Source organism: Methylobacterium sp. UNC300MFChir4.1 (genome assembly GCF_900110155.1).
GTDB lineage: Bacteria > Pseudomonadota > Alphaproteobacteria > Rhizobiales > Beijerinckiaceae > Methylobacterium.
This window is the reverse complement of sequence record NZ_FOCS01000005.1, coordinates 135,857-158,780: the sequence shown is the minus strand read 5'-3', so window position 1 is coordinate 158,780 and position 22,924 is coordinate 135,857. Positions and strand designations below refer to the sequence as shown.

Genomic DNA, 22,924 nt, shown 5'->3' with positions numbered 1-22,924 from the left:
ACGAAGCGGCACGATAGTTCCGGCAAACGAGTGTTGCGACAACAACCGATTTCTGCACGAAGCGTGCGGAAAATCCGCACGCTCGCGTCACGCCGGCGGCGGCCGGAACGCCACCATGTGGTCGGCCAGCCAGCCGAGCAGCCGCGCCGCGCCCTCCGGCAGGCGCCGCCCCGCGCGGATGACGAGGTGGGCGCTCGCCTCCGACAGGATGGCGTCGCGCAGCGGCAAAGCCGCGAGGAGGCCGTCGCGCAGCTCGGCCGCGACCACGAAGCGGGGCAGGAACGCGACGCCCATGGCGGCCATCACGAAGCGGCGGTGCAGCTCGAAGGACGCCGTCTCCAGCCGCGGCACCAGCCGGAATCCGCCGTCGGCCTCGACGCGGCCGATCAGCTGCCGGACCCCGTGGTCGGGGGGCAGGAGGGCGGCGGGCTCGGTGGCGAAGCTGCGCAGCGGGACCGGCGCCGCACCGTCGGCGAGGGGATGCCCCATCGGCAGGACGGCGAGGAGCGGCTGCCGGGCGGAGACGATCCCGCGGACGTCCGGGTGCGCGGGCGGGTTGTAGACGAGGCCGATATCCGCGTCCCCCCGGGCGATCGCCGCCAGGATCCCGTCGGTCGTGCCGATCTCGACCTGATAGGCGATGCCCGGATGGTCCTGGGCGAAGCCGGCCAGGGCGTTGTCGAGGAGGTCGATCAGGAAGCCGGCGCCGCAGCGCAGGCTGACCGTGCCCCGCTGCACCCCGCGCAGGCGCTTCAGCTGGTCCTCCAGCAGGGCCGCCTCGTCGGCTTGCCGCTGCGCGTGCTCGGCGACGAGGCGGCCGGCCTCGGTGGGCACCACGCCCCGGGGCAGGCGCTCGAGCAGGGTCTCGCCGACCTGGGCCTCCAGCTCGATGATCTGCCGGCTCACCGCCGAGGCGGCGACGTTCAGGACATCGGCGGCCGCCCGGACCGAGCCCGCGCGCACGACGGCCAGCAGGTAGCGCAGCGCGCGGTCGTTCACGGCGGCGGGTCCCCGGCGGCCGCGCCGCGCCGGTCGACCGCGACGGCGCCCCGCGCCACGACCAGCACGGGCTCCTGGCGCTCCACGATCACCTGCGGCACGCCGGCGGCCGCGAAGGCGATCAGGTCGGCCCGCGCGCCGGGCGCCACCGCGCCCGGACCGAGGCCCAGCACCCGCGCCGGGACGGCGGTGATCGGCGCCAGCAACGCCGCGAGGTCCGCGTCGGTGCGCAGGTCGAACCGGTAGGCGGCGAGCTGGGCGCGGGCGACCATGCCGGTGACCGTGGCGGGGTTCCAGCAGTCGCGGACGTTGTCGGTGCCGAGGCAGACCGGGACGCCGAGTTCGCGCAGCCGCGGGATCGGCGGGCATCGGGCCCCGCCCGGCACGCTGCTGAGGATCGCGACGCCGGCCCGGTTCAGGGCCTCGGCGATCCGGCCGAGTTCCAGGTCGTCGGCCTCCGCGAGGGCGAAGGCGTGGCTGATCGTGACCTGCCCGCCGAGCCCGGCCGCCGCTGTCCGGGCCGCGATCGCCGCGATCGTGGCGAGTCCGGCCGCGCCGCCCTCGTGGAGGTGGATGTCGATGCCCCGCCCGTGCCGCTCGGCCAGGGCGAAGACGATGTCGAGGTGACCGTCGCGGTCGCCGTCGATGCCGACGGGATCGAGGCCGCCGACGAGGTCCGCGCCCATCCGCAGGGCCGCGTCCAGGTCGTCGGCGGCCGGCGGGCAGCCCAGGATCCCGCTCTGCGGGAAGGCGACGATCTGGATCTGCAGGCGGTCGGCCCAGCGCGCCCGCAGGTCGAGGATCTGGGCGAGGTGGTCGAGCCGCGTGACGTCGTCGACGTCGACATGGGTCCGCAGGCTCGTCGTGCCGCCCCGGAGCAGGCGTTCGAGCAGCGCCTCGGCGCCCTGCTCGGCGAGCGGGATCCGCGTGGCCCGGCGGAACGCCTTCTCGTCGTCGATGATCGCGCGGACGGACCCCGCCGCCGCGTGCGGGCGCCACGGGAGGCCGAGCAGGCACTTGTCGAGGTGGACGTGGCCATCGGACAGGCCCGGCAGCACCAGGGCGCCGCCGAGATCGATCGTGCGGCCGGCGGGCGGGAGCGGCGCGGCGGGATCCCGCAGCGCCGCCACGCGGTCGCCCCGGATGTCGATCGTCGCCCGGCTTCCCTCGGCGAGCGCGGCGTCGTGGAGGCGCAGGTCGCAGGGGGCATCCCAGCGCGGTTCGGTGCTCGGCGTCATGGCGGGGCTTCCTTCAGAGCGGCCGGCCGGCGGCCACGACGGTCCGGATCGCGAAGCTCGATTGCAGCCGGGCGACCCCCGGCAGCCGCGACAGCACATCCTTGTGCAGCCGCTCGTAATCGGCCGCGTCGATCACCTTGAGCTTCACGAGGTAATCGGCCGTCCCGGTCATCAGATAGCAATCCTGCACCTCGGGACAGCGCCGGACGGCCGCCTCGAACCGGTTGAGATAGTCCTCGGTCTGGCGGTCCAGGGTGAACTGCGTGAGGACCACGAGGCCCGGCCCGTCGACCGCGCCGCCGATCAGCGCGGTGTAGCCCCGGATGATTCCGGATTCCTCCAGCAGCCGCACGCGGCGATGGCAGGCGGACGCCGACAGGCCGACCGCCGCGGCGAGATCCGCGTTGCTGATCCGGCCGTCGCCGCGCAGGGCCTGGATGATGCGGCGGTCGATCGCGTCCACGCGCGCCTCGCAGGATCTTCGAACTGGCCGCAGATATTTCCACGGCCAAGCTCGAAATTCAAATCTCTTCGACAGGATGCACGCTCGTTCGACGATCCTTCGTGTAGCCTTTTGGCACTGCATCCGAGCGCCGCTCCGAGGGCCGCCATGAGCATGATCGACCGCGCGCTCCGGCCCGATGCGGGCCCGGCCGGGACGGCCTCCGCCCTCCTCACGATCGATCTCGCGGCCATCGCGGAGAATTACCGCCTGCTCGCCGCGCGAGCCGGGACGGCCGCCTGCGCGGCCGTCGTCAAGGCGGACGCCTACGGCCTCGGCGCCGACCGGGTCGCGCCGGTCCTGGCCGCCGCGGGCTGCCGGCACTTCTTCGTTGCCCAGGTCGGCGAGGGCGTCGCCCTCCGGTCCATCCTCGGGCCCGGGGCGGCGATCGCCGTGCTCAACGGCGCCGCCCCGGGCAGCGAGGCGACCTGCGCGGACCACGACCTCGTGCCCGTCCTCAACGATCGGTCCCAGCTCGGCGGCTGGCAGGGCCTGGCCCGGCGGCGCGCGCGGCGCCTGCCGGCGATCCTCCAGGTCGATACCGGCATGGCCCGCTTCGGCCTCGCCCCGGACGAGGTCGGCGCGCTCCTCGACCGGCCGGACGCCCTCGCGGGCCTCGACCTGCGGCTGGTGATGAGCCACCTCGCCTGCGCGGGCGAGCCGGACAGCCCGGTCAACGCGGCGCAGCTCTCCGTCTTCCGGGCGGTCCGGCAGCGCCTGCCGACGGTGCCGGCGAGCCTCGCGGCCTCGTCGGGGATCTTCCTCGGTCCGGACTTCCACTTCGACCTCGTGCGCCCCGGCGCCGCCCTCTACGGGATCGCCCCGCAGGAGGGCGCGGAGAACCCGATGCGGCCGGTGATCGGGCTGCGGGCCCGGGTGATGCAGACGCGCGGCGTCCCCGCGGGGACGCCGGTCGGGTACGGCCACGCGGCCCGAGTCGACAGGGACAGCCGCCTCGCCACGGTCGCGATCGGCTACGCGGACGGATTCTTCCGCAGCACGGCGGGCGGCGCGGCGTGGTTCGGCGGCGCCCGGCTGCCCGTGGTCGGGCGCGTCTCGATGGACAGCCTCGTCCTCGACGTCACCGACGTGGCGCCCGGCACCCTCGGGCCGGGGGCGCTCGTCGACATCGTCGGGCCGGAGCGCGACGTCGACGCCGTCGCCGCGGCGGCCGGCACGATCGGCTACGAGGTCCTGACCAGCCTCGGCCACCGCTTCCACCGCATCTATCTCGGAGCCTGAGGCCCGCCATGCACGTGATCATCCTCGGCGGCGGCGTCGTCGGCGTCACCTCGGCCTACTACCTCGCCCGGGCCGGCCATCAGGTCACCGTGCTGGAGCGCCAGCCGGGCTCCGGCCTGGAGACCAGCTTCGCCAATGCCGGGCAGGTCTCGCCCGGCTACTCGGCCCCCTGGGCGGCGCCCGGGATCCCCGTGAAGGCGCTCAAGTGGCTGATGATGCGGCACCGCCCCCTGGTGCTGTGGCCGCGGCTCGAGCCCCGCCTCTACGCGTGGCTCACGCGCATGCTCGCGAACTGCACCGAGGAGGCCTACCAGCGGAACAAGGGCCGCATGGTCCGACTCGCCGAGTACAGCCGCGACGCGCTGCGCGACCTGCGCACCGAGACCGGCATCGCCTACGACCACCGGGAGAAGGGCACGCTCCAGCTCTTCCGGACGCAGAAGCAGCTCGACCATGTCGGCGACGACACCCGCGTCCTCGACGCCTACGGCGTGCCCTACACGGTGCTGGACCCGGCCGGCTGCGTCAGTGCCGAGCCGGCGCTCGCCGCCGTGCGCGACGTCTTCGTCGGCGGCCTGCGGCTGCCGGGCGACGAGACCGGCGACGCGCACCTGTTCACGCAGCGCCTCGCCGCGATCTGCGAGGGCCTCGGCGTCACCTTCCGCTACCGCACGGCGATCGCGCGCCTGCATCACGCCGGGGACCGGGTGACGGCGGTCGAGACCGCCGACGGCGACCTCCTGCGGGCGGATGCCTTCGTGGCGGCGCTGGGCAGCTACACGCCGGCCCTGCTGCGCCCCCTCGGGATCGCCCTGCCGGTCTACCCGGTGAAGGGCTACTCGCTCACGCTCCCCATCACCGATCCGGCGGCCGCGCCGGTCTCGACGGTGATGGACGAGACCTACAAGGTCGCGATCACCCGGCTCGGCGACCGCATCCGCGTCGGCGGCACCGCCGAGCTCGCCGGGTTCAGCAGCGCCCTGCGCCTGCCGCGCCGCGAGACCCTCGCGCGCTCGGTGCAGGACCTGTTCCCGGCCGGCGGCGACCTCGACCGAGCCGCGTTCTGGACCGGCCTGCGGCCGATGACGCCGGACGGCACGCCGATCGTCGGGGGCACGCGGGTCGGGAACCTGTTCACCAACACCGGTCACGGCACGCTGGGCTGGACGATGGCCTGCGGATCGGGCCGCCTGCTCGCCGACCTCGTGTCCGGACGGGCGCCGGAGATCGCGAGCGACGATCTGGCCCTCGACCGCTACGCCGCGTGAGCCGGCCGGCCGGATCGGCCCTGACCGGTCCGACTCCCCGTCGCCCGGTCACTGAACCGCCGTCGCGCTGCGCAGCGCGTGCCGTGGCGCACCAGCACAACTCTGCCCGGTATCGCCCCGAACGCGATCCGACCGTGCGTTGAGCAAGACTCCGGGAATCGTCGCGAGTCGCCGTCACCACCGGGCACAATCATTCATCATTCACCGAGATACGACCACCGGTTGATTACATGACGTTCATGGCGTGCGGATTCGCATAATCGTCGGATGACTTCCGACAGGCCCAGGCAACCCTTCGCAGCGTGTCGAGTTGAGGACCTGAACGAACCATCCGGGTGCGCAGATGAGTTTCATCGTCGTACAGGGCCAGGACGATCACGAGCAGGCAGATGCCGTTCTCCGGGGCGTCGCCGACGGGCTGGCCCGCCTGTTCCGCGTGCCCGAGCATCCGCCCGGTGTTCAGCACCTGCTAGATTCCGGGACGCAGGAACAGGGTCCCCACCCTGAACAGATCACGCAGCGCAGCGCGCGGCGCGGCGGAAGCAAGAAGCTTCCTCGAGGCCGGTCGGTGAAGACGGGTACGGGCCGGACGCGGCGCGCAGCGGACCAGCCGTCCAGCCGCACGCAAGGGCGCCGGGCGGTGGCCGACGCGCTGGCCGGGCAACGCGACCAGTCCTGAGCCGGCACCGGCCCTCGGCGCGGCTTCAGCGCCCCGCGGACAGGCCGAAGCGCCGGATCTCCAGATGCATCTGCTCCAGCGGCAGGATCTTGGCGGCCGCACCGCGGTCGATCGCCTCCTTGGGCATCCCGAACACGACGCAGCTCGCCTCGTCCTGGGCGACCGTCTGCGCCCCGGCGCGACGCATCTCCAGCAGGCCGTTGGCGCCGTCGTCGCCCATGCCGGTCAGCAGGATGCCGAGCGCGTTCGCGGCCGCGGCCCGGGCGGCCGACCGGAACAGGACGTCGACCGACGGGCGGTGGCGCGCGACGAGGGGACCGTCCTTCACCGATACCGCGTAGCTGCCGCCCCGGCGCTCGACCATGAGGTGCCGCCCGCCCGGGGCGATCAGGGCACGGCCCCGCACCACGGGATCGCCGTCCTCCGCCTCCTTGACGGCGATCGCGCAGAGGCCGTTCAGGCGCTTGGCGAACGCCGCCGTGAAATGCTCCGGCATGTGCTGCACGATGACGAGACCGGGGGACTCGGCGGGCAGCACCTCGAGCACGTCGCGCAGCGCCTCCGTGCCGCCCGTCGACGCGCCGATGCAGACGATCCGGTCGGTCCCGGCCACGACGCGCCCGGGCACGGGCGGCGGCAGGACGACGTCGGCCGAGAGCTTCGCCTCCACCAGCGGCCGGGACGGCCGGCTCCCGCGCAGCTTGGCCCGGGCGGCGGCCCGGACCGCGTCGCAGACCCGGACCGTGGATTCGAGCAGGAACTGGCGGGTGTCGACGCGCGGTTTCGGCAGCACGTCGACGGCGCCCGCCTCCAGCACCTCGAACAGGATCCGGGACCCGGCCTCGGTCAGGGTCGAGCAGACGATCACCGGGAGCGGCTTCTGCGCCATGATCTTGCGCAGGAAGGTCAGGCCGTCCATGCGCGGCATCTCGAGATCGAGGATGATGACGTCCGGGATCTCCTCCTGGATGCGGCGCGCCGCGATGAACGGATCGGCGGCGGTGCCCAGGATCTCGATGTCGGGCGCCGTCCCCAGGATGCTGCACAGCGTCTGGCGGACGGAGGCCGAGTCGTCGACGATCAGGACGCGGATCGGTCTGGACGCGCTCACCGGCCGGATTCCCGCAGCTTGCCGAAGACGGTCGAGGAGATCTGGTCGAGGCCGGCCACGCCGACGCCCGCCATGGATTCGGAATGGCCGACGATCAGGTAGCCGCCGGGGCGCAGGTGCCCGGCCAGGCGCGCGACCACCGCCTTCTGGGTCGGCTTGTCGAAGTAGATCAGCACGTTGCGGCAGAAGATGAGGTCGACGTCCCGGTCGATCGGGTAGGTCTCGTCCATCAGGTTGAGCCGCTGGAACCGCACCCGGGCGCGCAGCTCCGGCACGATCCGCCCCTCGCGCCGGGCCGGATCGCGCGCGACCATCACGTAGCGGCGGCGCAGGTCCGGCGGCACGGCGTCGAGCATCTCGGCCGGGTAGATCGCCGTCCGGGCACGGTCGAGCACCTCCGAGGAGATGTCGGTCCCGAGGATGGCGTAGCGGAACCGGTCGGCGGCCATGTCGTGCAGGACCATCGCCAGCGTGTAGGCCTCGGCACCGGTCGAGGCCGCCGCGCTCCAGACCTTGAGCAGCGGCCGGTCGCCCCGCGCCGCCAGCCGCGGCACGATCGTCTCGCGCAGCAGGTCGAAATGCGCGGGCTCGCGGAAGAAGTCGGTCTTGTTCGTCGTCACGCAGTCGACGAGGTGCGGGAACTCGTCCGCGAGGTGGCCGGCCTCGAACAGGTGGCGGCCGTAGGCCTCCAGGGTCGGGAGATCGAGGGCGCGCATGCGCTTGCGCAGCCGCCCCTCGACCATGGTGCGCTTGGCCGGCGGGAGCTGGATGCCGGCATGCTGCTGGACGAGGTCGGCGACCGAGCGGAAGTGCCGGTCGCTCAGGTGACCCGGATCGGCCTCCATGGTGGCGGATCCCTTAGGCGGCCTGCGGGGTCGCGACCAGGGCCGGGCCGTCGCCGTCCATGAGCGCGACGAGGTCGAACACCACCACGAAGGCCTCGCCCCGGCGGCCGATCCCCGCGATGTAGCGGGCGTTCCAGCGCCCGCCGACCTCGGGCGCCGCCTCCATCTCGGCCCGGTCGAGTTCGGTCACCTCGATCACCCGGTCGGCCACGAACCCGACCCGCAGCGGCCGGCCGGGCATCGGCACGTTGAGCAGGATGATCCGGGTGGCCGGCGTGCGCGCCACCGGCGGCAGGCCGAGCTTGGTCCGCAGGTCCACCACCGGGTAGCTCTGCCCGCGCACGTCGATCATGCCGAGCAGGAAGGCCGGCGCCTGCGGCAGCGCGGCCGGGACCCGGTAGTCGAGGATCTCGTGGACGTGCTCGACGTCGATCCCGAAGGTCTCGGCCCCGAGGCCGAGGGTCAGGTACTGCCACACACTGGACATGCAGGGTCTCCGGCTGGATCGCGGCTCACGACGGCGGCTGACGACGGCGGCGGGATCCGCGCGGGCACGGGCACCGCGCGGATCCGGGCCTCGGGCGAGGTGTCAGGCGACCCGGGTGAAGGCGGCGTCCTGCGCGTCGCCCTCGCCCATGTCGAGGGCGAAGCCGCCGCCCCCGGCCGGGCCGCGCGCGCCCGCCCGCTTCGGGCTCGGGGAGCGGATCGCCGCCGAGGGCGTGCCCATCCGCGCCGCGGTCGCGCGCAGCCGCGTCACCGCCTGGTCGACACCGGCCACCGGCGCGGCCGCCTCGGTGATCCGGAAGTAGGCGATCGTCGCCTGCAGCTTCTCGGCCTGGGTGGCCAGCTCCTCGGAGGTGGCCGAGACCTGCTCGGAGGCGCTGGCGTTCTGCTGGGTCACCTTGTCGAGCTGCTGGATCGCCTGGTTGATCTGGCCCGAGCCGACATCCTGCTCGCGGCAGGCGGCGGTGATCTCCTCGACCAGGCTGGCGGTCTTCTTGATGTCGGGCACGAGCTTGCCGAGCATGTCGCCGGCCTGCTGGGCGGCCTTGACGGTGTCGGACGAGAGCGTGCCGATCTCGGCCGCGGCCGCCTGGCTGCGCTCGGCGAGCTTGCGCACCTCGCTGGCGACCACCGCGAACCCGCGACCGTGCTCACCGGCCCGGGCCGCCTCCACGGCGGCATTGAGCGCCAGCAGGTCGGTCTGGCGGGCGATCTCCTGCACGATGGTGATCTTCTGGGCGATGGTCTGCATGGCCTCGACGGCGCGGCCGACGGCGATGCCGCTCGCCTCGGCGTCCTGGGCCGATTGCCGGGCGATCGTCTCGGTCTGGCTGGCGTTCTCGGCGTTCTGCTTCACGTTGGCGGCCATCTCCTCCATGGAGGCCGAGGCTTCCTCGGTCGACGAGGCCTGCTCGGTCGAACCCTGCGACAGCTGCTCGGCCGAGGCCGAGAGCTCCTGGGACCCCGCCGAGACGTTGCCGGCCGCCGCGGTCGCCTCGGCCACGACGGTGCGCAGCTTCGACAGCATGGTCTGCAGGGCGAGGCCCATCGTGTCCTTGTCGGAGAGCGGCCGGGCCTCCACGGTGAGGTCGCCCTGGGCGATCGCGTTGGCGAGCGCCGCGGTCGCGTTCAGGTTCTCGGTCATGCGGCCCATGGCGCCGACGAGGTCGCCGAGCTCGTCGTTGGTCGTGACCGTCGCGGTCTGGCTCAGGTCGCCCATCGACACCGCGTCGGCCAGCGAGACGGCACGGCCGAGGCCGCGGGAGATCGACAGCGCGAGCCAGGTCGCGATGCCGAGGCCCATGAGGAGCGCGGCCGCCGCCACGCTCAGCAGGATCGTCTGACCCTGGGCGGATTCCGCGTTGGCCTGGGCCGCGGCGTCGTCCATGAACCGCTTCTGCCGATCCGCCAGCGCCTCGAACGCGTTGATCGCCGTCGTGCTCACCGTCGCGTACTCGCCCGAGGCGACCTCGGCCGCCTTCACCGAGCTGCCGATCTCGACGAGGGCGAGCGCCCGCTGGAAGGAGGACGCCCAGGTCCCGAACCGCTCGCGGACGGCCGTCACGGCGATTCCCGCCGCCTGGGACGCCGCCGCGAGCTCGTCCACCGACCGGTTGATCTCCTCGCGCGACTGCTTGGCGAGGGCCACGCGCTGCTGGAGCGCCTCGACGCTCGTGGTCCCGGTGGCCGAGGTCAGCTGCCCCCAGGCCCGCTCGACCCGGCTCTTGAACACCGCGGCGACCCGGGCGAGCCGCTCTCCGGCGGGGCTCTGGGCGTCGGTCGCCGTGTTGATCAGGGCGTCGAGGTCCGTGCGCAGGGCGGCCAGCGCCGGGCGACCCGCCGCATTGATCTCGGCCCAGGTCTTCCCGTTGGAATTGTCGCGGGTCAGCTCCAGAGCCCGGTTCCCCAGCGCGTTCTGCTTCTCGTACTTGGCCGACAGGTCCTCGTAGAGCCGCTTGCCCTCGTCGGTCATGAGCAGGGGCTTCACCTTGGCCAGCGACGCCATGGCGTCACCGTGGTTGGTCGCCGAGCGCTTGGCGAACTCCGTCATCTGCGTCTCGTCCGGGCTGATCAGGGCTCCGCGGACGTTGAACGCGCTGCGGATGGCGTGCGCCTTGCCCTCGAGGACCTGCTTCTGGATCTCGGCGCGGCTCAGGACGTACTTCATCGTCGCGTCGGCGGCCGTGAGCCTCTGGTAGCCGACCCCGCTGGCCGTCCCCAGGAGAACGAGGATCGCGCCGAAGCCGACCCCGAGCTTGGCCTTGATCGAGAAACGCATCGCCCTTTACCCCTACGCAAACACGAGATTCTGACGGGACTTCGGAAATACTTCGGAAAGACTTCAGTCGAGGATCTGCTCGAGCTCGGGGACGATGATGAATTCGTCCCCCGCCTTGACGATCGAGCGGATGTATTCCGGGCGCCAAGTCGTGCCGACGGGCGGCACCGCCTCGCACTGCGCCGGATCGACCTCCGTGACCGCGAACACCTTGTCGGCCACCAGCGCGACGACCACGGGGTCGCCCGCTACCGGCACCTCCAGGACGAGGAAGCGCGTGTCCGGGCTCGCCGACGCCGCCGGCATCCCGAACCGCTCGCGGATGTCGGCCAGAGGCACGACGTTGCCGCGCACGTTCACGATCCGATCGATATGCGGGCGCGCCCCCGCCACCCGCGTCGCCGGGATCGGATCGATGATCTCGCGCACCATCCCGGCCTCCAGCGCGAAGCTCTCCGAGCCGATCCGGAACATCACCACCTGCTGGCCGCCCTGCCGACCGTCCCGCTGGCCGCCGTCGGCGGCCGCCTGCGGGCCGGGCTCGACGACTCCGCGCGCCACGCCGCCGCTCATCACGCCACCTCCTGGTACTCGCGCACGCCCTCGGCGCGCCCGCCGCTCACGAGGCGGCCGACATCGATGATCAGCGCGGCCGTGCCGTCACCCAGGATCGTCGCCCCGGAGAAGGTCGCCACGTCCGCGTGCAGCTTCGACAGCGACTTGATGACGGTCTGGTGGTTGCCGATGATCTGGTCCGCCACCAGGCCGACCCGCGCCTCACCGGCGGCCACCACGATCACCTTCTGGTGCAGGTCCGGCTCGCCCGCGGCCCCGAACAGGCTGCGCAGCCGCAGGAACGGCACCAGCGCGCCGCGGATGTTGAGGAAGTCCCGCCCGCGGCCGCCGCGCTCGCTGGCGGGCAGCTCGACGCATTCCTCCACCGCGGCCAGCGGGATGACGTAGCGTCCCTCCCCCACCCGGATCAGCAGACCCTCGATGATCGCCAGCGTCAGCGGCAGGCGCAGCGCCACGCAGGTGCCGCCGCCCGGCTCGGTCGCGATGTCGATCGTGCCGCGCAGGCTCTCGATCGTCTTCTTGACGACGTCCATGCCGACCCCGCGCCCCGACAGGGCCGAGATCTCCTGCGCGGTCGAGAAGCCCGGCGCGAACAGGAACTGGTAGATCTGCTGGTCGGTGAGCACCGCGCCCGGCGCGCACAGGCCCTTCTCCTCGGCCTTGGCGCGGATGCGGGCCGCGTCGAGCCCGGCGCCGTCGTCGCGCACGCTCACCAGCACCTGCGCGCCGACATGCTCGGCGGTGAGCGTGATCCGCCCGGTGGCGGCCTTGCCGCCGGCCGCGCGGCGCTCGGGCGCCTCGATGCCGTGGTCGATCGCGTTGCGGATCAGGTGGACGAGCGGGTCGGCCAGGCGCTCGATCACGGTCTTGTCGAGCTCGGTCTCCTCGCCGGCGGTGACGAACTCGACCGGCTTGCCGAGATCGCGCGAGAGGTCGTGGACGAGGCGGCGGAAGCGGCCGAACAGGGCGCCGATGGCGACCATGCGGATGCTCATCGTGGTGTCGCGCAGCCGCGCGGACAGGCGCTCGATCTCCTCGGCGATGGCCTTGAGGCCGGGATCGGCATGCAGGCCGGCGAGCTGGCTGAGCCGCGCCTGGGCGATGACCAGCTCGCCGACCCGGTCCATCAGCTCGTCGAGCCGCTCGGCCTCGACCCGGACGCTGCTGGCCGGCCGCTCCTCGGCCCGCCGGGCCGGGACGCGCTCGGCGGCCCGGCCCGCGGGCTCGACCGCCCCCGGTCCGGCCGGTCCGGTCTCGCCGGACGCGCGGGCGGCGAGATCGGCAGCCGGAACCGCGCCGGACGGCGGCCCGGACGGCGGCCCCGACGGCGACGGTGCGGCCTCGGCCGGCTCGGGCGCGGCGTCCGGTGGCGCGGCCGAGACCGGGACGAGCGTCAGGGTCATCTCGTCCCGGACGAACAGGAAGACGTCCTCGATCGCCTCGCGGGGCACGGCCGCCCGCAGCGTGACGTCCCAGCCGATGGCGAGGCTCTCGGGGTCGAGGGCCGGCAGCTCGGGCAGCGCGTCGAGGCGCGGCACGATCGTGCAGGCGCCGAGGTCGCGCAACTCGTCGAGGAGCGCCAGGGGATTGGTCCCGTTGCGGAGGATCTCGGGCGCGAACGCGATGCCGATCTGCCAGCCGCCCTCCCCCGCCGCAGCGGGCTCGGCGGCCGGCTCCGGGAGGAGCGCGGACGGGGCGGCCGGGCGGGACGGGGCTCCGAGCAGCTGCTCGAGTTCGGCCAGGATGGCCTCGCCGATGATCGGGGCGCTCGCCTCGGGCTCCTCGATGAGGCCGCGGATGTAGTCCTTGGCCGAGAGGGAGACGTTGACGAGGTCGCGGCCGACCGGGACCTCGCCGCGCCGGACGCGGTCGAAGGCGGTCTCGAAATCGTGGGTGAAGGCGGCGACCTGCTCGAAGCCGAACATGGCGCCCGAGCCCTTGATGGTGTGCAGGGCCCGGAAGGCCGTGTCGATCAGGGCCCGGTCCTCGGGCCGGTCGCCGAGGTCGAGCAGCGTCGTCTCCAGGCGGGCGAGCAGCTCGGCGGCCTCGGCGCGGAAGATCTCCGCGGGATCGAGAGCAGTCATGGGACGAACGGACCCCCGGACACAGAACGCAGATACAGAACCAACCGCCCGATCCTGAGCGCGAACGGACGCGCCGATACCGGAGACCGGCCGCGTCCTTCGCGATCAGGCAGTCGAACAGACTGTCCCGGCGCGCGGCGACCGCGCGGTGACGGGACACGACGCGAAGACACCGCCTGACTTCGTGGGTTGTATATAATCGGACCAGAAATTTTCGGTTAACGAACAGATTTGAGTCCTGAACGGGAAGTATATCCACATCGGGTTCGAAGAGCTTGATTATCGGATACTGCGATCGTGTGACACGCGGATCACAGGATCTCGGGCGCGCGGTGCGGCACGGCTCCGGCCATCACGGCGCGTCGACGCGCGTCGACGAACGTCGATGGACTCGGTCGGACGTCGACGGACGCGGACGGGCGTGGACGAACATCGACGTCCACCGGCGCGCAGCCGCGCGGATGCCGGCCGCGGCAGGTCCCTGCGGGCGGCGCGCGGATCGCGACGGGACTGGAACCGGGAACGGGGCCGGACGCGGCCGGTCCGGCGCGGGAAGGCCCGGCCGCGGCGCGACCGCCGACCGGGCCCGAACGGGCTGCCCTCGGCGCGCGCCGGCGCGGCGGGCGCGCTCAGAACAGGTCGATGCCGTCCAGATCGTCGGCGGCGTCGGCGGCCGGCGTCTCGGACGCCGGAGCCCCCCCGAGCAGGCGCTCGGTCAGGCGCGCGCGAACCTCCCCCAGGGTGCAGCCGGCGATCGCCGCCGCGATCCAGGCCGGATCGGCCGCGGCATCCGGCGCCGCGACGCGGTCCGCGCTGTGGTCGGCGAGCCGCCCGAGTTCCGCGCCGGCCGAGCGCAGCAGGCCCTCGACGTTCTGGATGCGCTGCTTGGCCCGGTCCTGGAACTGCATCGCCACGATCGCCGCCGACACGTCCTGCGTGATGGCCTGCGTGGTCTCGGCGGTCTGCTGCAGGATGCCCGCGACCTGCGCGTTCTGCTCGACCAGCGCCCGCATCACCATGCGGACGCGCGTCTCGGCGGTCCGGCTCTCCTCGGACATGTCGATCGCCGCGATGTCGCCCAGCAGGGCATGGCTGCCGCGCAGGCCGGCCGCCATGGTGCCGATCTGCTGCTTGATCACGTCCGACAGGGCGTTGATCGTCGTGGCGAGGCCGCGCACCTCGTCGGCGACCACCGCGAAGGCCGCGCCGCTGGCGCCGGCCCGGGCCGCCTCGATCTTGGCGTTCAGGGCGAGGAGGTTGGTCTGGCGGTTGATCCGCTCGATCTGCGCGACGCTCCCCTCGACCGACGACAGGCCCTCGAGCACCCCGGCCAGACCCTGCGCGAGGGTCGACCCGCGGGACGACATCAGGGTGATCCGCTCGATCAGGGCGGTGAGCGTCTCGCCGAGGCCGGCGGCGACGTCGCCGAGCTGCAGGGTCCGGTCGTCGATCCGGACGGTCTGCACCGAGGCGACGAGCCCCCGGACGATCTCCGACTGCTCGCAGGTCGTGGCGGCGATGCTCTGGAAGCGGTTGGACAGGCCGTGGACGTTGGCCTCCACGTCGGTGGAGACGATCCCGAGTTCGGCGACGAGGGCGTCGAGCAGTGTCCGCTGCTGCGCCGAGAGGCCGAGCCAGGCCTGGAGCAGGTCGGCCGCCTGCGCGGCGGGCGCCGGCTCGGCCACGATCGCGGCGGGCGGCGGCGCGGGCTCGCTGGACGACGCGGCCGCCTCCGGGAGCGGGGCGGCCGGGATCGCCGCGCCCGATCCGCGCCGGTCATCGAGCCCCACCTCGGACCCCACCTCGGGCCGCATCCCGGGCCGGCGGAACCGGTCCGGGACCTGCCTGAGGATGTCGTGGGCGACTTGGAAGGCCATCGGCGGGCGGGTCTCTCGGCGTCGTCCGACGCGCGCGGGTCATGAACAATCCCACGGTCGGTACCCGACCGAGGCTAAGGATCGCCGTTGAAGAAAGCGTTATCGCCCGGCCGATGGCCGCTGCGGCCGGCAGAGATCACAGTATTAGCCAATCAACACTGTCCGCGGCCGGACAGACCTCCGTCCTGTGCTGCGTCTGCGGCCGCGTCGGCCGTCCGCGATCGGCCGAACCTTCAGGAAGAATTTACCCGCCGCGGTGTTGACTCGGGCGCGGCGGCGCGTCGCCCCGCACGTCCGTCGTCGAGGTCACGAACCCGCATGTCCGAGGCTCCCGTCCTCACGCTCGGTCCCGACTGCACCATCCGGACCGTCCGGGCGCTGCAGGACACGCTGGCGGCGGCGCTCGCCGGCGGGGAGGGCCTCACCCTCGACTGCGTGGCGGTCGAGCGCGCGGACGTCACCTTCGTCCAGGTCGTGCTCGCGGCCGACCGGACGGCGCGGGGTCGGGCCGCCGGGATCGCGCTGGTCAACGTCCCCCCGGCGGTCGAGAGCGCGTTCCGGCGCGCCGCGATCGAACACCCCAGCGCGCCGCTCCTCTAGGCGCGCGTCAGGCACAAGAACGGAATCCGTGTCATGGCCACTGTCCTCGCCGTCGACGATTCGCCCAGCATCCGGCAGATGATCAAGGTGGTGCTCGGCCCGGCCGGCCACACGGTGATCGAGGCCGGCGACGGCGCCGAAGGCCTCGCGAAGGCCAGGGGCGAGAGCGTCAACCTCGTCATCACCGATCTCAACATGCCGGTGATGAACGGGCTGGAGATGATCAAGCAGCTGCGGACGCTGCCGAGCTGCACCGGCGTGCCGATCCTCTTCCTGAGCACGGAATCCGACGAGGCGATCAAGCAGCAGGCGAAGGCGGCCGGGGCGACCGGCTGGATCACCAAGCCGTTCAAGCCCGAGCAGCTGCTCGCCGTCGTGGGCAAGCTCGTCCGCGCCTGAGGCCGCCTTCGTCGGGCCCGACACCGGGCCCGTCATGTCCCCGACCGCGCCGATCCGGCGGGCTCATTTCAGGTGGTAGGCCACCCCGGCGATCAGCGCCTTCTCCTCGGTGTTGAGCGTGCGCCGCGGGTCGCCCCCGAACTTGTTGTGCCAGTACTGGAACCCGGCGAAGACCTCGACCCGGTTGGGCGTACCGGCGACGAGCTGCCCGACATCGAGCACGAGGTTGGTCTGGGAGACGAATTCCAGCTGGGTGTCGTTCTCGTTGAATCGACCGTAGCGCCCCTTGGGCAGCACGATCGTGTTGAAGCCGGCGAGCGACAGCGGCAGCCCGGTGAACGGCAGCGGGATCGTGTAGGTGATCTCGAATTCCGGCGTCATCTTGAACTCGACGCTGCGGAAGTGCGCGTAGTCGAAGCCCGGCACCGGCCCGTATCCGGCGAAGCCGTTGCGGGAGAACTCCTTGTAGCCCTGGACCTTCAGGTTCACGAACCCGGCCGGCACGTCGAAGGCGAAGCTCAGCCCAAAGGTCCCAGCGCGCTTCTCGGAATCGAAGGTCGTGTCCTTGGTGTTGACGTCGGCCCCGAACGACAGGCCGACATCCTTCACGAAGCCGGGGATGGCCAGGGCCTGCGTGTCGAAGACCTTGTCGAGGCTCAGGACGCCCCGGTAGATCAGGTAGAACTCGGTGGCGCCGACGCCCTCGAACCGGCCAACCTGATTGCCGGCCGGATCCTGGGATCCGGACCGGAGGATGTCGAGGGAGAGCAGGTTGGTGCCGTAGGCCCACGCGTTGGCGTGGAACAGGTTGATGACGGTCTTGGGGACCTCGCGCCCCACGAACTGGCCGTCGGGACGCTGGACCCGGAGGCCGGGCTCCGCCGAGGGTCCCTGGAAGCGGTAGCTCACCACAGTGTCGGAGAAGTTGAAGAAGGACGGCGGCGGCGCCGCCATCACGGTGGCGGCCGCGACGGCAACGGCGGCCTCCTGGCGCCGCGCGCGGGCCGCGGCCGCGACCGACGTCCCGTCGGCCGCACCCGTCCCCGACGTGGCCGAGGAACTGGCCGCGGCCGTGGCCGGAGCGGGCGCAGGCTCGGCGCGGGCGGGCCCGGCCAGACCGACCCCGCAGGCCAGGATCAGCAGGCCGGCCGCCGGGCGCGGGCTCGCCCGGGACACCGACCGGAGCATCGCGCGCCCTGTCCCCGCGCCCGGCCCCTGCCCGCGACGGCGCCGCGCGGGCCGCGACCGCCCGGGCGCGCCGCCGGTCAAAACAGCTTCCAGAACACGAGGATCATGAGCCCGTAGGCGGCGATCAGCAGCGCGGCGCCCTGCAGGTTGACCCGGGTCCGCCGCGCCGGATCCGGCGTCAGCCACCAGCCCAGCCGCTTGGCCGTCCAGGGCACCATCAGCGAGGTGAGCAGCACGCTGAACACGTTGCCGATGAACAGGGCGACCGGGAAATCCACCTTCAGCATGCCGGCCAGGATCGGCGTGCCGACCAGGACGCCCCACAGGAACACGGTCGGGTAGAGGGTCAGCACGACGATCATGTTCATCTTCCACGCCGCGGGCGCGCCCTCTCCGGGCGGCGCGACGTTGCGGAACCACTGCTCGAAGCCGCTCTGCACCGTCCGCGTGTGGAATTCCGCGGTCATCGGCGCCGCCTCGGCGACCAGGGCCCGCCGCTCGGGCGAGTCCATCCAGGTGCGCAGGTTCGCCTCGCTGTCGAAGCGCAGGATCGCGACGTAGTCCTCCTGCACCCCCGGCACGGCCGGCTCGAACCGGTAGCCCTGCATGCCGGGCGCCCGCGACTGCGCGGCCGCGATCTTCTGCTCCCACCGGAGGTAGGCGGCCTCCATGCCGGGCTTCACGCGGGTGCTGATCACCGCGCTGACCGGCGAGGTCCGGGCCGCGCCGGCGTCGTCCTTGACGATGTGGACGTCGTCGCGGCCGACGAGCATCGGCGTGGCGCCCTGGATGCGGGCCTGCCGCTCGGGGGAGGCCATCCAGGTCTTGGCCTGCTCCAGGCTGTGGAACCGCTGCACGATCACCCAGTCCACCTGCAGCGGCGGGCGCGGCGGGATCAGCTGCTGCTCGATGAAGCCCGGGAAGGCCGCGACGACGGCGCTGGTGTCGACCTGCCAGCGGGCGAAGGCGTCCGCGCTCTCCGGCCGGATGGTCGTCTGCGTCACGATGCTGACGGACGATGTGGCACCGCTCATGAACCGACGCGCTTCCGTTGCACGGCTGCCTGCACTCGCGCGTTGGCTTCGCGCGGCCCCCGGCGCCGCGCCCGGTCACCGCCCGGCGGGTCCGGGGCGGTGCCGAGAGGCGCCACCTCCGGCGACCCGGACGGCCGGTCCATGGACCGCGGCACCGAGGCGGCGGCGGACCCGCAGGGATCTGCCGCGCCGCGGAACACGAGGATAAACAACCGAAAATTGATCTTGCATCGAGCGCCCGCCACTCCATTGGCAGCACTGCTCTGCATGCCTGTATCAGCGGGCAATCTTCGACCGGAGTCAAGACCTCGACGCAGAGGTCGAATATTTTAATTGTAAATACAGCACGTTCTCTACGGCGATCGTCTTTTAAGCGGAAACGCTTGCACGATATTTATCTTCCGCGCGCGCGGCCCGGAATGCCGGACTTTTTCGGCGCCCGCTCCGCCCGAGCCCCGCCGAGCTGGGACGGAGCGACAATGAAAAAACGGGGCGGAGACGATCGTCGCCGGGCGCGGCGGAGGGTGTGGCGCAGGGTCGGGGCGCAGGGTCGGGGTGCCCTGCCATGACGGGACGGATTATTTCTTGTCCGTCCGTCTCAGGCGGGGCGCCGCCGTCCCGATCAGGAGCCGCCGCCGTGACCGCGACGCGCCATATGTGCTGCTCGTATCGGGCCGGAGAGCCTGATCGATCATCTCTTCACGGTCGTTTTATTGCATTTCCCTATATTTACAATTCGACTGCCGACGATCGCGGGCCGGCGTTGACGCGGCACTTCCGCCCCTGTCTATTCTGTCGCCAAGCCGCGGGTAGCCGCTCGTTACTGGCTGACGACCATGCGTTCGCAGGAGGCACGGTTTCAGCGGAACGTCCCGATCCGCGCGCGGCCCCGTCGCCGATCCTGCCCGCGCGGCTCGACGGCGGTCGCGCTCCGTGACACCCCGCACCGCTCAGCCGGACCGCGCGGCGACATCGCTCAACCCGAAGCCAATGCCGGTCGGCCGACCCGGAGTTGTTAAGCACGCCGCGCGAAGTCTAGTGCGGTCCGACACAACAATCCGGACCGCCCCTCGATTAAGAAATCTCCGCGGTTCATAGTCCCGACCAACCGACCCGTTTCGCGACGACAGAGGTTCCAATGTCTGACAACCACGAAAAGTTCATGGCCCGGGCGATCGCCCTGTCGGAGAAGACGTCGCTGGTCGACAGTGCCGGCGGCGTGTTCGGCTGCGTGATCGTCCAGGACGGCGAGATCATCGCCGAGGGCGCCAACCGCGTCGTCGCCGAGAACGACCCGACCTGGCACGGCGAGATCGAGGCGATCCGGAAGGCCTGCAAGGCGCAGGGCAGCTTCAAGCTCCGGAACGCGACGCTCTACACCAGCGCCGAACCCTGCCCGATGTGCATGGCGGCCGCCTACTGGGCCGGCGTCAAGAACGTCTACTACGCGGCGCAGGTCGAGGACGCGCTGGAATACGGCGGCTTCGACGACAGCATGATCTACGCCGAGCTCAAGAAGGATGTCGGCGAGCGCTCCATCCCGACCCAGCAGATCATGCGCGAGGAGGCCGTCGAGGTCTGGAAGAAGTACGCCCAGAAGGCGGACCGCGTCCCCTACTGAGGGCCGGATCGCGAGACCGGCCGTCCTGCTCCGCCCGCTCAGGCCGCGTCGCCCGAGCGGGCCTCCACGCCCGCGCAGTGCCCAGTCATGAATGCTGAGACCTTGAGGACGGCCTGCAAGGGCCCGGTCATCGACGCGGGCGACCCGCAGTTCCGGGAGGCGCTTCACGGGAACCTGTGGAACAGGCTGATCCCCGACCGGGCGCCGCAGATAATCGTCAGGGCCGCCGACGAGGACGACATCGTCGCCACCGTAAAGTTCGCCCGCGCGCACGGCCTCAAGGTCGTCGTCCGCGGCGGAGGCCACAACTGGTGCCAGCCGACCCTGCGCAACGGCGGGATCCTGATCGACCTCGGGAGCCTCGACAGGATCCTGGCGATCGATGTCGCGCAGCGCCGGGCCGTCATCCAGCCGATCGTCAGCAACCGCGACATCCAGAAGGCGCTCAACGCCCACGGACTCGCCTTCCCGACCGGCCACTGCCCCCAGGTCAAGGCGAGCGGCTACTTCCTCGGCGGCGGCATGGCCTGGAACCCCACGGTCTGGGGCTACGGCACCGAGAGCCTCGAGGCGATCGAGCTCGTCACCGCCCAGGGCGAGCGGATCCGGGCCAGCGAGACCGAGAACCCGGACTTCTTCTGGGCCGCGCGCGGCGCCGGCCCGGGCTTCTTCGGGATCGTCACGAAGTATTTCCTCAAGCTCCACGCGCTGCCGAAAGCCATTCACGGGAGCGAGTATTTCTATCGCCTCGAGGATGCGCCGGCCGTCGGCACGTGGCTCGGCGAGGCGGCGCCCACGATCGCGCCGAGCGTCGAGCTGACCCAGTTCCTCGTGAAGGCGCCGCCCGCGCTGGCCGAGGCGGCGGCGGACCGGAACGGCTGGGTCTGCATGGTCACCGCCACCGCCTTCGAGGACACCCCGGAGGCGGCCCGGCGCGCGCTGGCGCCGCTCGATGACGCACCGGTCGCGCCCCTGTCGAGCGCGCGGGTGACACCCCTCGACTTCGAGCAGCTGTTCGACGCGTCCGGCGCGCTCTTCCCGGAGGGCGTGCGATCCCGGGTCGAGGCCACCTTCTCCAATCACAGCCCCGGCGCGGTGATGGCGGCCATCCTGCCCCTGTGGCAGCGGGCGCCTTCGGCGACCTCGGTGTTCCTGTCGACGATCTTCTGCGGACCCGACGTCCCGGGGCCGCAGCGGAACATGGCCCGCTCCATGACCTCGAAGGTCTATGGCGGCCCCTGGACCATGTGGCACGAGGCGGACGACGATCAGGCCAACGCCGCCTGGCATCGGGCGGTGATCGCCGCGCTGAAGCCGCTCAACATCGGCTACTACATCGGCGAGACCAACACGGTCGAGCAGCCCGAGATCGTCGCCCAGGCGTTCACGCCCGAGAAGTGGCAGAGGCTGTGCGCGCTGCGCGACGAGCACGATCCGGACCGCGTGTTCTTCGACTATTTCGACGGTCTCCGCTGAGCCGCGGCGCGGTCACGTCGGCGTGTCGGTCGCGTCCCAGGGCGTGTCGCGGTCGTTCTGGAATCCGGTCAGCCAGTTCAGCGCGACGTGGCGCTCCGCCACGACGTCGCCGTTGAGCCCCGCGGGGGCTGTCCCCTTCTGCCGCGCCTGCCGGACGACCCAGTGCGCCCGCCACGCGCGGTCCAGCGCCTCCAGGATCTCGCCGGGCGGCCGCAGCCGCGCGGCGTCGGCCGCGCCCGCGTCCCGGGCGAGCGGCGCGACCGCCCGCCAGAGCGCGTCGACGTCGACCGTGGCGTCGCTGTCGGCGATCCGGGCCGCGCGCACGCCGAGCGCCCACAGCAGGGTGTTCGCGGCCTCGTAGCGCCAGGACGCCGCCGCGGCGTCCTTCGGGTCCGCCGCCTCGATCTGGGCGCGCTCGGCCGGCGACAGGGCCGCGAAGCCGGTGGGATTCAGCGTCCTCTGCCCCGGCTCGCGCAGCGTCGTGCCGGCGCCGAAGGCCTGCCCCCAGGCCGCGATGTAGAGCAGGGCCAGAGCCCGCCGGAGCACCTCCGCCGGCGGTCGCAGCGCGAGCTCCGCCTCGCCGAGCGCGGGGGGCATGCCGGCGGGCGGCTTCGGGTCCAGATCCTCCAGGCGCTCCAGGGTCCGGGCGCGGCGCGCGACAGCGTCGGGCGGGTAGGGCAGATGCGCGGCCGGATCCGTCTCGCCCGCGGCCGACAGGAGGAGCGCCATGTCGGGCGCCCGCACGGATCCGTCGGGCAGGAAGAGGACGGCGTTCGCCGCGAGCGCCCAGGCTTCCAAGCGGGGCAGGTCGGACGCGGCGACCGCGAAGCTGACGTGGTTGCGGACGCGCTGCAAGTGGCGCCAGAGATGGTAGCGGAGGGCGGTCATCTGCCCGTCGCCCCGTCCCATGACGTAGCCGATGAACCCGTCGAGATGCGGCTGCAATTCGGGGTCGGACAGGTCCCGCCGGCCGTTCAGCGCGTGGTCGAAGGGGAGCGCGGGCAGGTCGCGCACGGTCGCGTAGGCGTTGACGAGAAGCGGTTCGTCCGGCGCCGCCTCCGCCGGTGCCGCATCGGCGCGTCCGAACAACCGCTTCAGCAGATTCATGGTCTCTCCCTTCCGGTCTTCCCGCGGAGCGGCGCCTCCGAGGCTGGCATCCGCACTGGGCCCGGTCGCGCCGGGCGCGCGAGCGCGGAAGCGCCCAGAGTGGGGCGGGCGCACCGGCCGGGCAAGGCGCGCCGCGCCCGGAGCCCTCGGAGGCCGGACCGCAGCATTCGGTTGACGTGGCCGTTCGGCCGGTTAGAAAACCGGCCGTCGAATCGGTTATCGATCCGGTTGCGCCCAATCTTTGTCGCTCGGAAGCTGTAGCTCGACCGCATCTATAGCCTCCTGGACCGGGACTG

The 22,924-nt window shown here is 72.3% G+C and carries 20 protein-coding genes; 7 read left to right on the top strand and 13 right to left on the bottom strand.

Going from position 1 to position 22,924, the window contains the following annotated elements; translation table 11 throughout:
- Positions 1 to 87: 87 nt before the first annotated feature.
- From BMY19_RS09640 to BMY19_RS09630, 3 genes are read right to left on the bottom strand one after another with little or no spacing between them, the layout of a single operon-like run.
- Positions 88 to 999, bottom strand: a complete 912-nt coding sequence (locus tag BMY19_RS09640) for a LysR family transcriptional regulator (RefSeq protein WP_100251549.1) — start codon at positions 997 to 999, stop codon at positions 88 to 90.
- On the bottom strand, positions 996 to 2,237 hold the full coding sequence (locus BMY19_RS09635; RefSeq protein ID WP_100251548.1) for an amidohydrolase: 1,242 nt from the start codon (positions 2,235 to 2,237) through the stop codon (positions 996 to 998). The genes BMY19_RS09640 and BMY19_RS09635 overlap by 4 nt, the downstream gene beginning before the upstream one ends.
- A 13-nt stretch (positions 2,238 to 2,250) precedes the next feature.
- Positions 2,251 to 2,700 carry an Lrp/AsnC family transcriptional regulator gene (locus tag BMY19_RS09630; RefSeq protein ID WP_020091060.1) on the bottom strand — a complete coding sequence of 150 codons (450 nt, stop codon included), beginning with the start codon at positions 2,698 to 2,700 and terminating at the stop codon, positions 2,251 to 2,253.
- Positions 2,701 to 2,847: 147 nt separating this feature from the next.
- Here BMY19_RS09630 and alr point away from each other — a divergent pair, with 147 nt between their 5' ends.
- The 3 genes from alr (at position 2,848) to BMY19_RS09615 (ending at position 5,928) form a co-directional block, all read left to right on the top strand.
- Entirely contained in the window at positions 2,848 to 3,981 is a 1,134-nt protein-coding gene (alr, locus tag BMY19_RS09625; RefSeq protein ID WP_100251547.1) for an alanine racemase, read from the top strand.
- Positions 3,982 to 3,989: 8 nt separating this feature from the next.
- Positions 3,990 to 5,249, top strand: coding sequence for a D-amino acid dehydrogenase (locus BMY19_RS09620; protein ID WP_100251546.1), 1,260 nt, complete (start codon positions 3,990 to 3,992; stop codon positions 5,247 to 5,249).
- A 343-nt stretch (positions 5,250 to 5,592) separates the two neighbouring features.
- Positions 5,593 to 5,928 (top strand): hypothetical protein, encoded by a 336-nt coding sequence (locus tag BMY19_RS09615; RefSeq protein WP_100251545.1) that lies wholly within the window; start codon positions 5,593 to 5,595, stop codon positions 5,926 to 5,928.
- A 25-nt stretch (positions 5,929 to 5,953) separates the two neighbouring features.
- On the opposite strand, the gene BMY19_RS09610 is transcribed toward BMY19_RS09615, so the two are convergent.
- From BMY19_RS09610 to BMY19_RS09580, 7 genes are all read right to left on the bottom strand, one after another.
- Positions 5,954 to 7,039: a protein-glutamate methylesterase/protein-glutamine glutaminase gene (locus tag BMY19_RS09610; protein ID WP_091675931.1), complete on the bottom strand. Its 1,086-nt coding sequence runs from the start codon at positions 7,037 to 7,039 to the stop codon at positions 5,954 to 5,956.
- Positions 7,036 to 7,884 (bottom strand): CheR family methyltransferase, encoded by an 849-nt coding sequence (locus BMY19_RS09605; protein ID WP_091927761.1) that lies wholly within the window; start codon positions 7,882 to 7,884, stop codon positions 7,036 to 7,038. The genes BMY19_RS09610 and BMY19_RS09605 overlap by 4 nt, the downstream gene beginning before the upstream one ends.
- Before the next feature lie 13 nt (positions 7,885 to 7,897).
- Positions 7,898 to 8,371, bottom strand: a complete 474-nt coding sequence (locus tag BMY19_RS09600; protein WP_091927762.1) for a chemotaxis protein CheW — start codon at positions 8,369 to 8,371, stop codon at positions 7,898 to 7,900.
- A gap of 102 nt (positions 8,372 to 8,473) precedes the next feature.
- Positions 8,474 to 10,666, bottom strand: a complete 2,193-nt coding sequence (locus tag BMY19_RS09595) for a HAMP domain-containing methyl-accepting chemotaxis protein (RefSeq protein ID WP_100251544.1) — start codon at positions 10,664 to 10,666, stop codon at positions 8,474 to 8,476.
- Positions 10,667 to 10,729: 63 nt separating this feature from the next.
- Positions 10,730 to 11,140: a chemotaxis protein CheW gene (locus BMY19_RS09590; RefSeq protein WP_234082945.1), complete on the bottom strand. Its 411-nt coding sequence runs from the start codon at positions 11,138 to 11,140 to the stop codon at positions 10,730 to 10,732.
- Positions 11,141 to 11,238: 98 nt separating this feature from the next.
- Entirely contained in the window at positions 11,239 to 13,326 is a 2,088-nt protein-coding gene (locus tag BMY19_RS09585) for a chemotaxis protein CheA (protein ID WP_100251543.1), read from the bottom strand.
- 629 nt (positions 13,327 to 13,955) lie between these two features.
- Positions 13,956 to 15,203 (bottom strand): methyl-accepting chemotaxis protein, encoded by a 1,248-nt coding sequence (locus tag BMY19_RS09580; protein WP_091675917.1) that lies wholly within the window; start codon positions 15,201 to 15,203, stop codon positions 13,956 to 13,958.
- 318 nt (positions 15,204 to 15,521) lie between these two features.
- Between BMY19_RS09580 and BMY19_RS09575 the strand changes: the two genes are divergently transcribed.
- Together BMY19_RS09575 and BMY19_RS09570 are read left to right on the top strand one after the other, a co-directional pair.
- Positions 15,522 to 15,803, top strand: a complete 282-nt coding sequence (locus BMY19_RS09575; protein ID WP_100251542.1) for an STAS domain-containing protein — start codon at positions 15,522 to 15,524, stop codon at positions 15,801 to 15,803.
- A gap of 33 nt (positions 15,804 to 15,836) precedes the next feature.
- Positions 15,837 to 16,202 carry a response regulator gene (locus BMY19_RS09570; protein WP_100251541.1) on the top strand — a complete coding sequence of 122 codons (366 nt, stop codon included), beginning with the start codon at positions 15,837 to 15,839 and terminating at the stop codon, positions 16,200 to 16,202.
- 63 nt (positions 16,203 to 16,265) lie between these two features.
- On the opposite strand, the gene BMY19_RS09565 is transcribed toward BMY19_RS09570, so the two are convergent.
- Both BMY19_RS09565 and BMY19_RS09560 read right to left on the bottom strand, forming a co-directional pair.
- Positions 16,266 to 17,390 (bottom strand): hypothetical protein, encoded by a 1,125-nt coding sequence (locus tag BMY19_RS09565; protein WP_100251540.1) that lies wholly within the window; start codon positions 17,388 to 17,390, stop codon positions 16,266 to 16,268.
- A 77-nt stretch (positions 17,391 to 17,467) separates the two neighbouring features.
- A complete protein-coding gene (locus BMY19_RS09560; RefSeq protein ID WP_056529849.1) occupies positions 17,468 to 18,424 on the bottom strand; it encodes a putative antibiotic biosynthesis monooxygenase in 957 nt (318 codons plus the stop codon).
- A 1,138-nt stretch (positions 18,425 to 19,562) separates the two neighbouring features.
- On the opposite strand from BMY19_RS09560, the gene BMY19_RS09555 reads away from it, so the two are divergent.
- Both BMY19_RS09555 and BMY19_RS09550 read left to right on the top strand, forming a co-directional pair.
- Positions 19,563 to 20,045 carry a nucleoside deaminase gene (locus tag BMY19_RS09555; protein WP_012321704.1) on the top strand — a complete coding sequence of 161 codons (483 nt, stop codon included), beginning with the start codon at positions 19,563 to 19,565 and terminating at the stop codon, positions 20,043 to 20,045.
- Positions 20,046 to 20,132: 87 nt separating this feature from the next.
- A complete protein-coding gene (locus BMY19_RS09550) occupies positions 20,133 to 21,521 on the top strand; it encodes an FAD-binding oxidoreductase (protein ID WP_100251539.1) in 1,389 nt (462 codons plus the stop codon).
- Between the two features lie 12 nt (positions 21,522 to 21,533).
- Here the strand turns inward: BMY19_RS09550 and BMY19_RS09545 are convergent, their stop codons facing one another.
- On the bottom strand, positions 21,534 to 22,628 hold the full coding sequence (locus tag BMY19_RS09545) for a DUF4272 domain-containing protein (protein ID WP_091927768.1): 1,095 nt from the start codon (positions 22,626 to 22,628) through the stop codon (positions 21,534 to 21,536).
- Between the last annotated feature and the right edge of the window lie 296 nt (positions 22,629 to 22,924).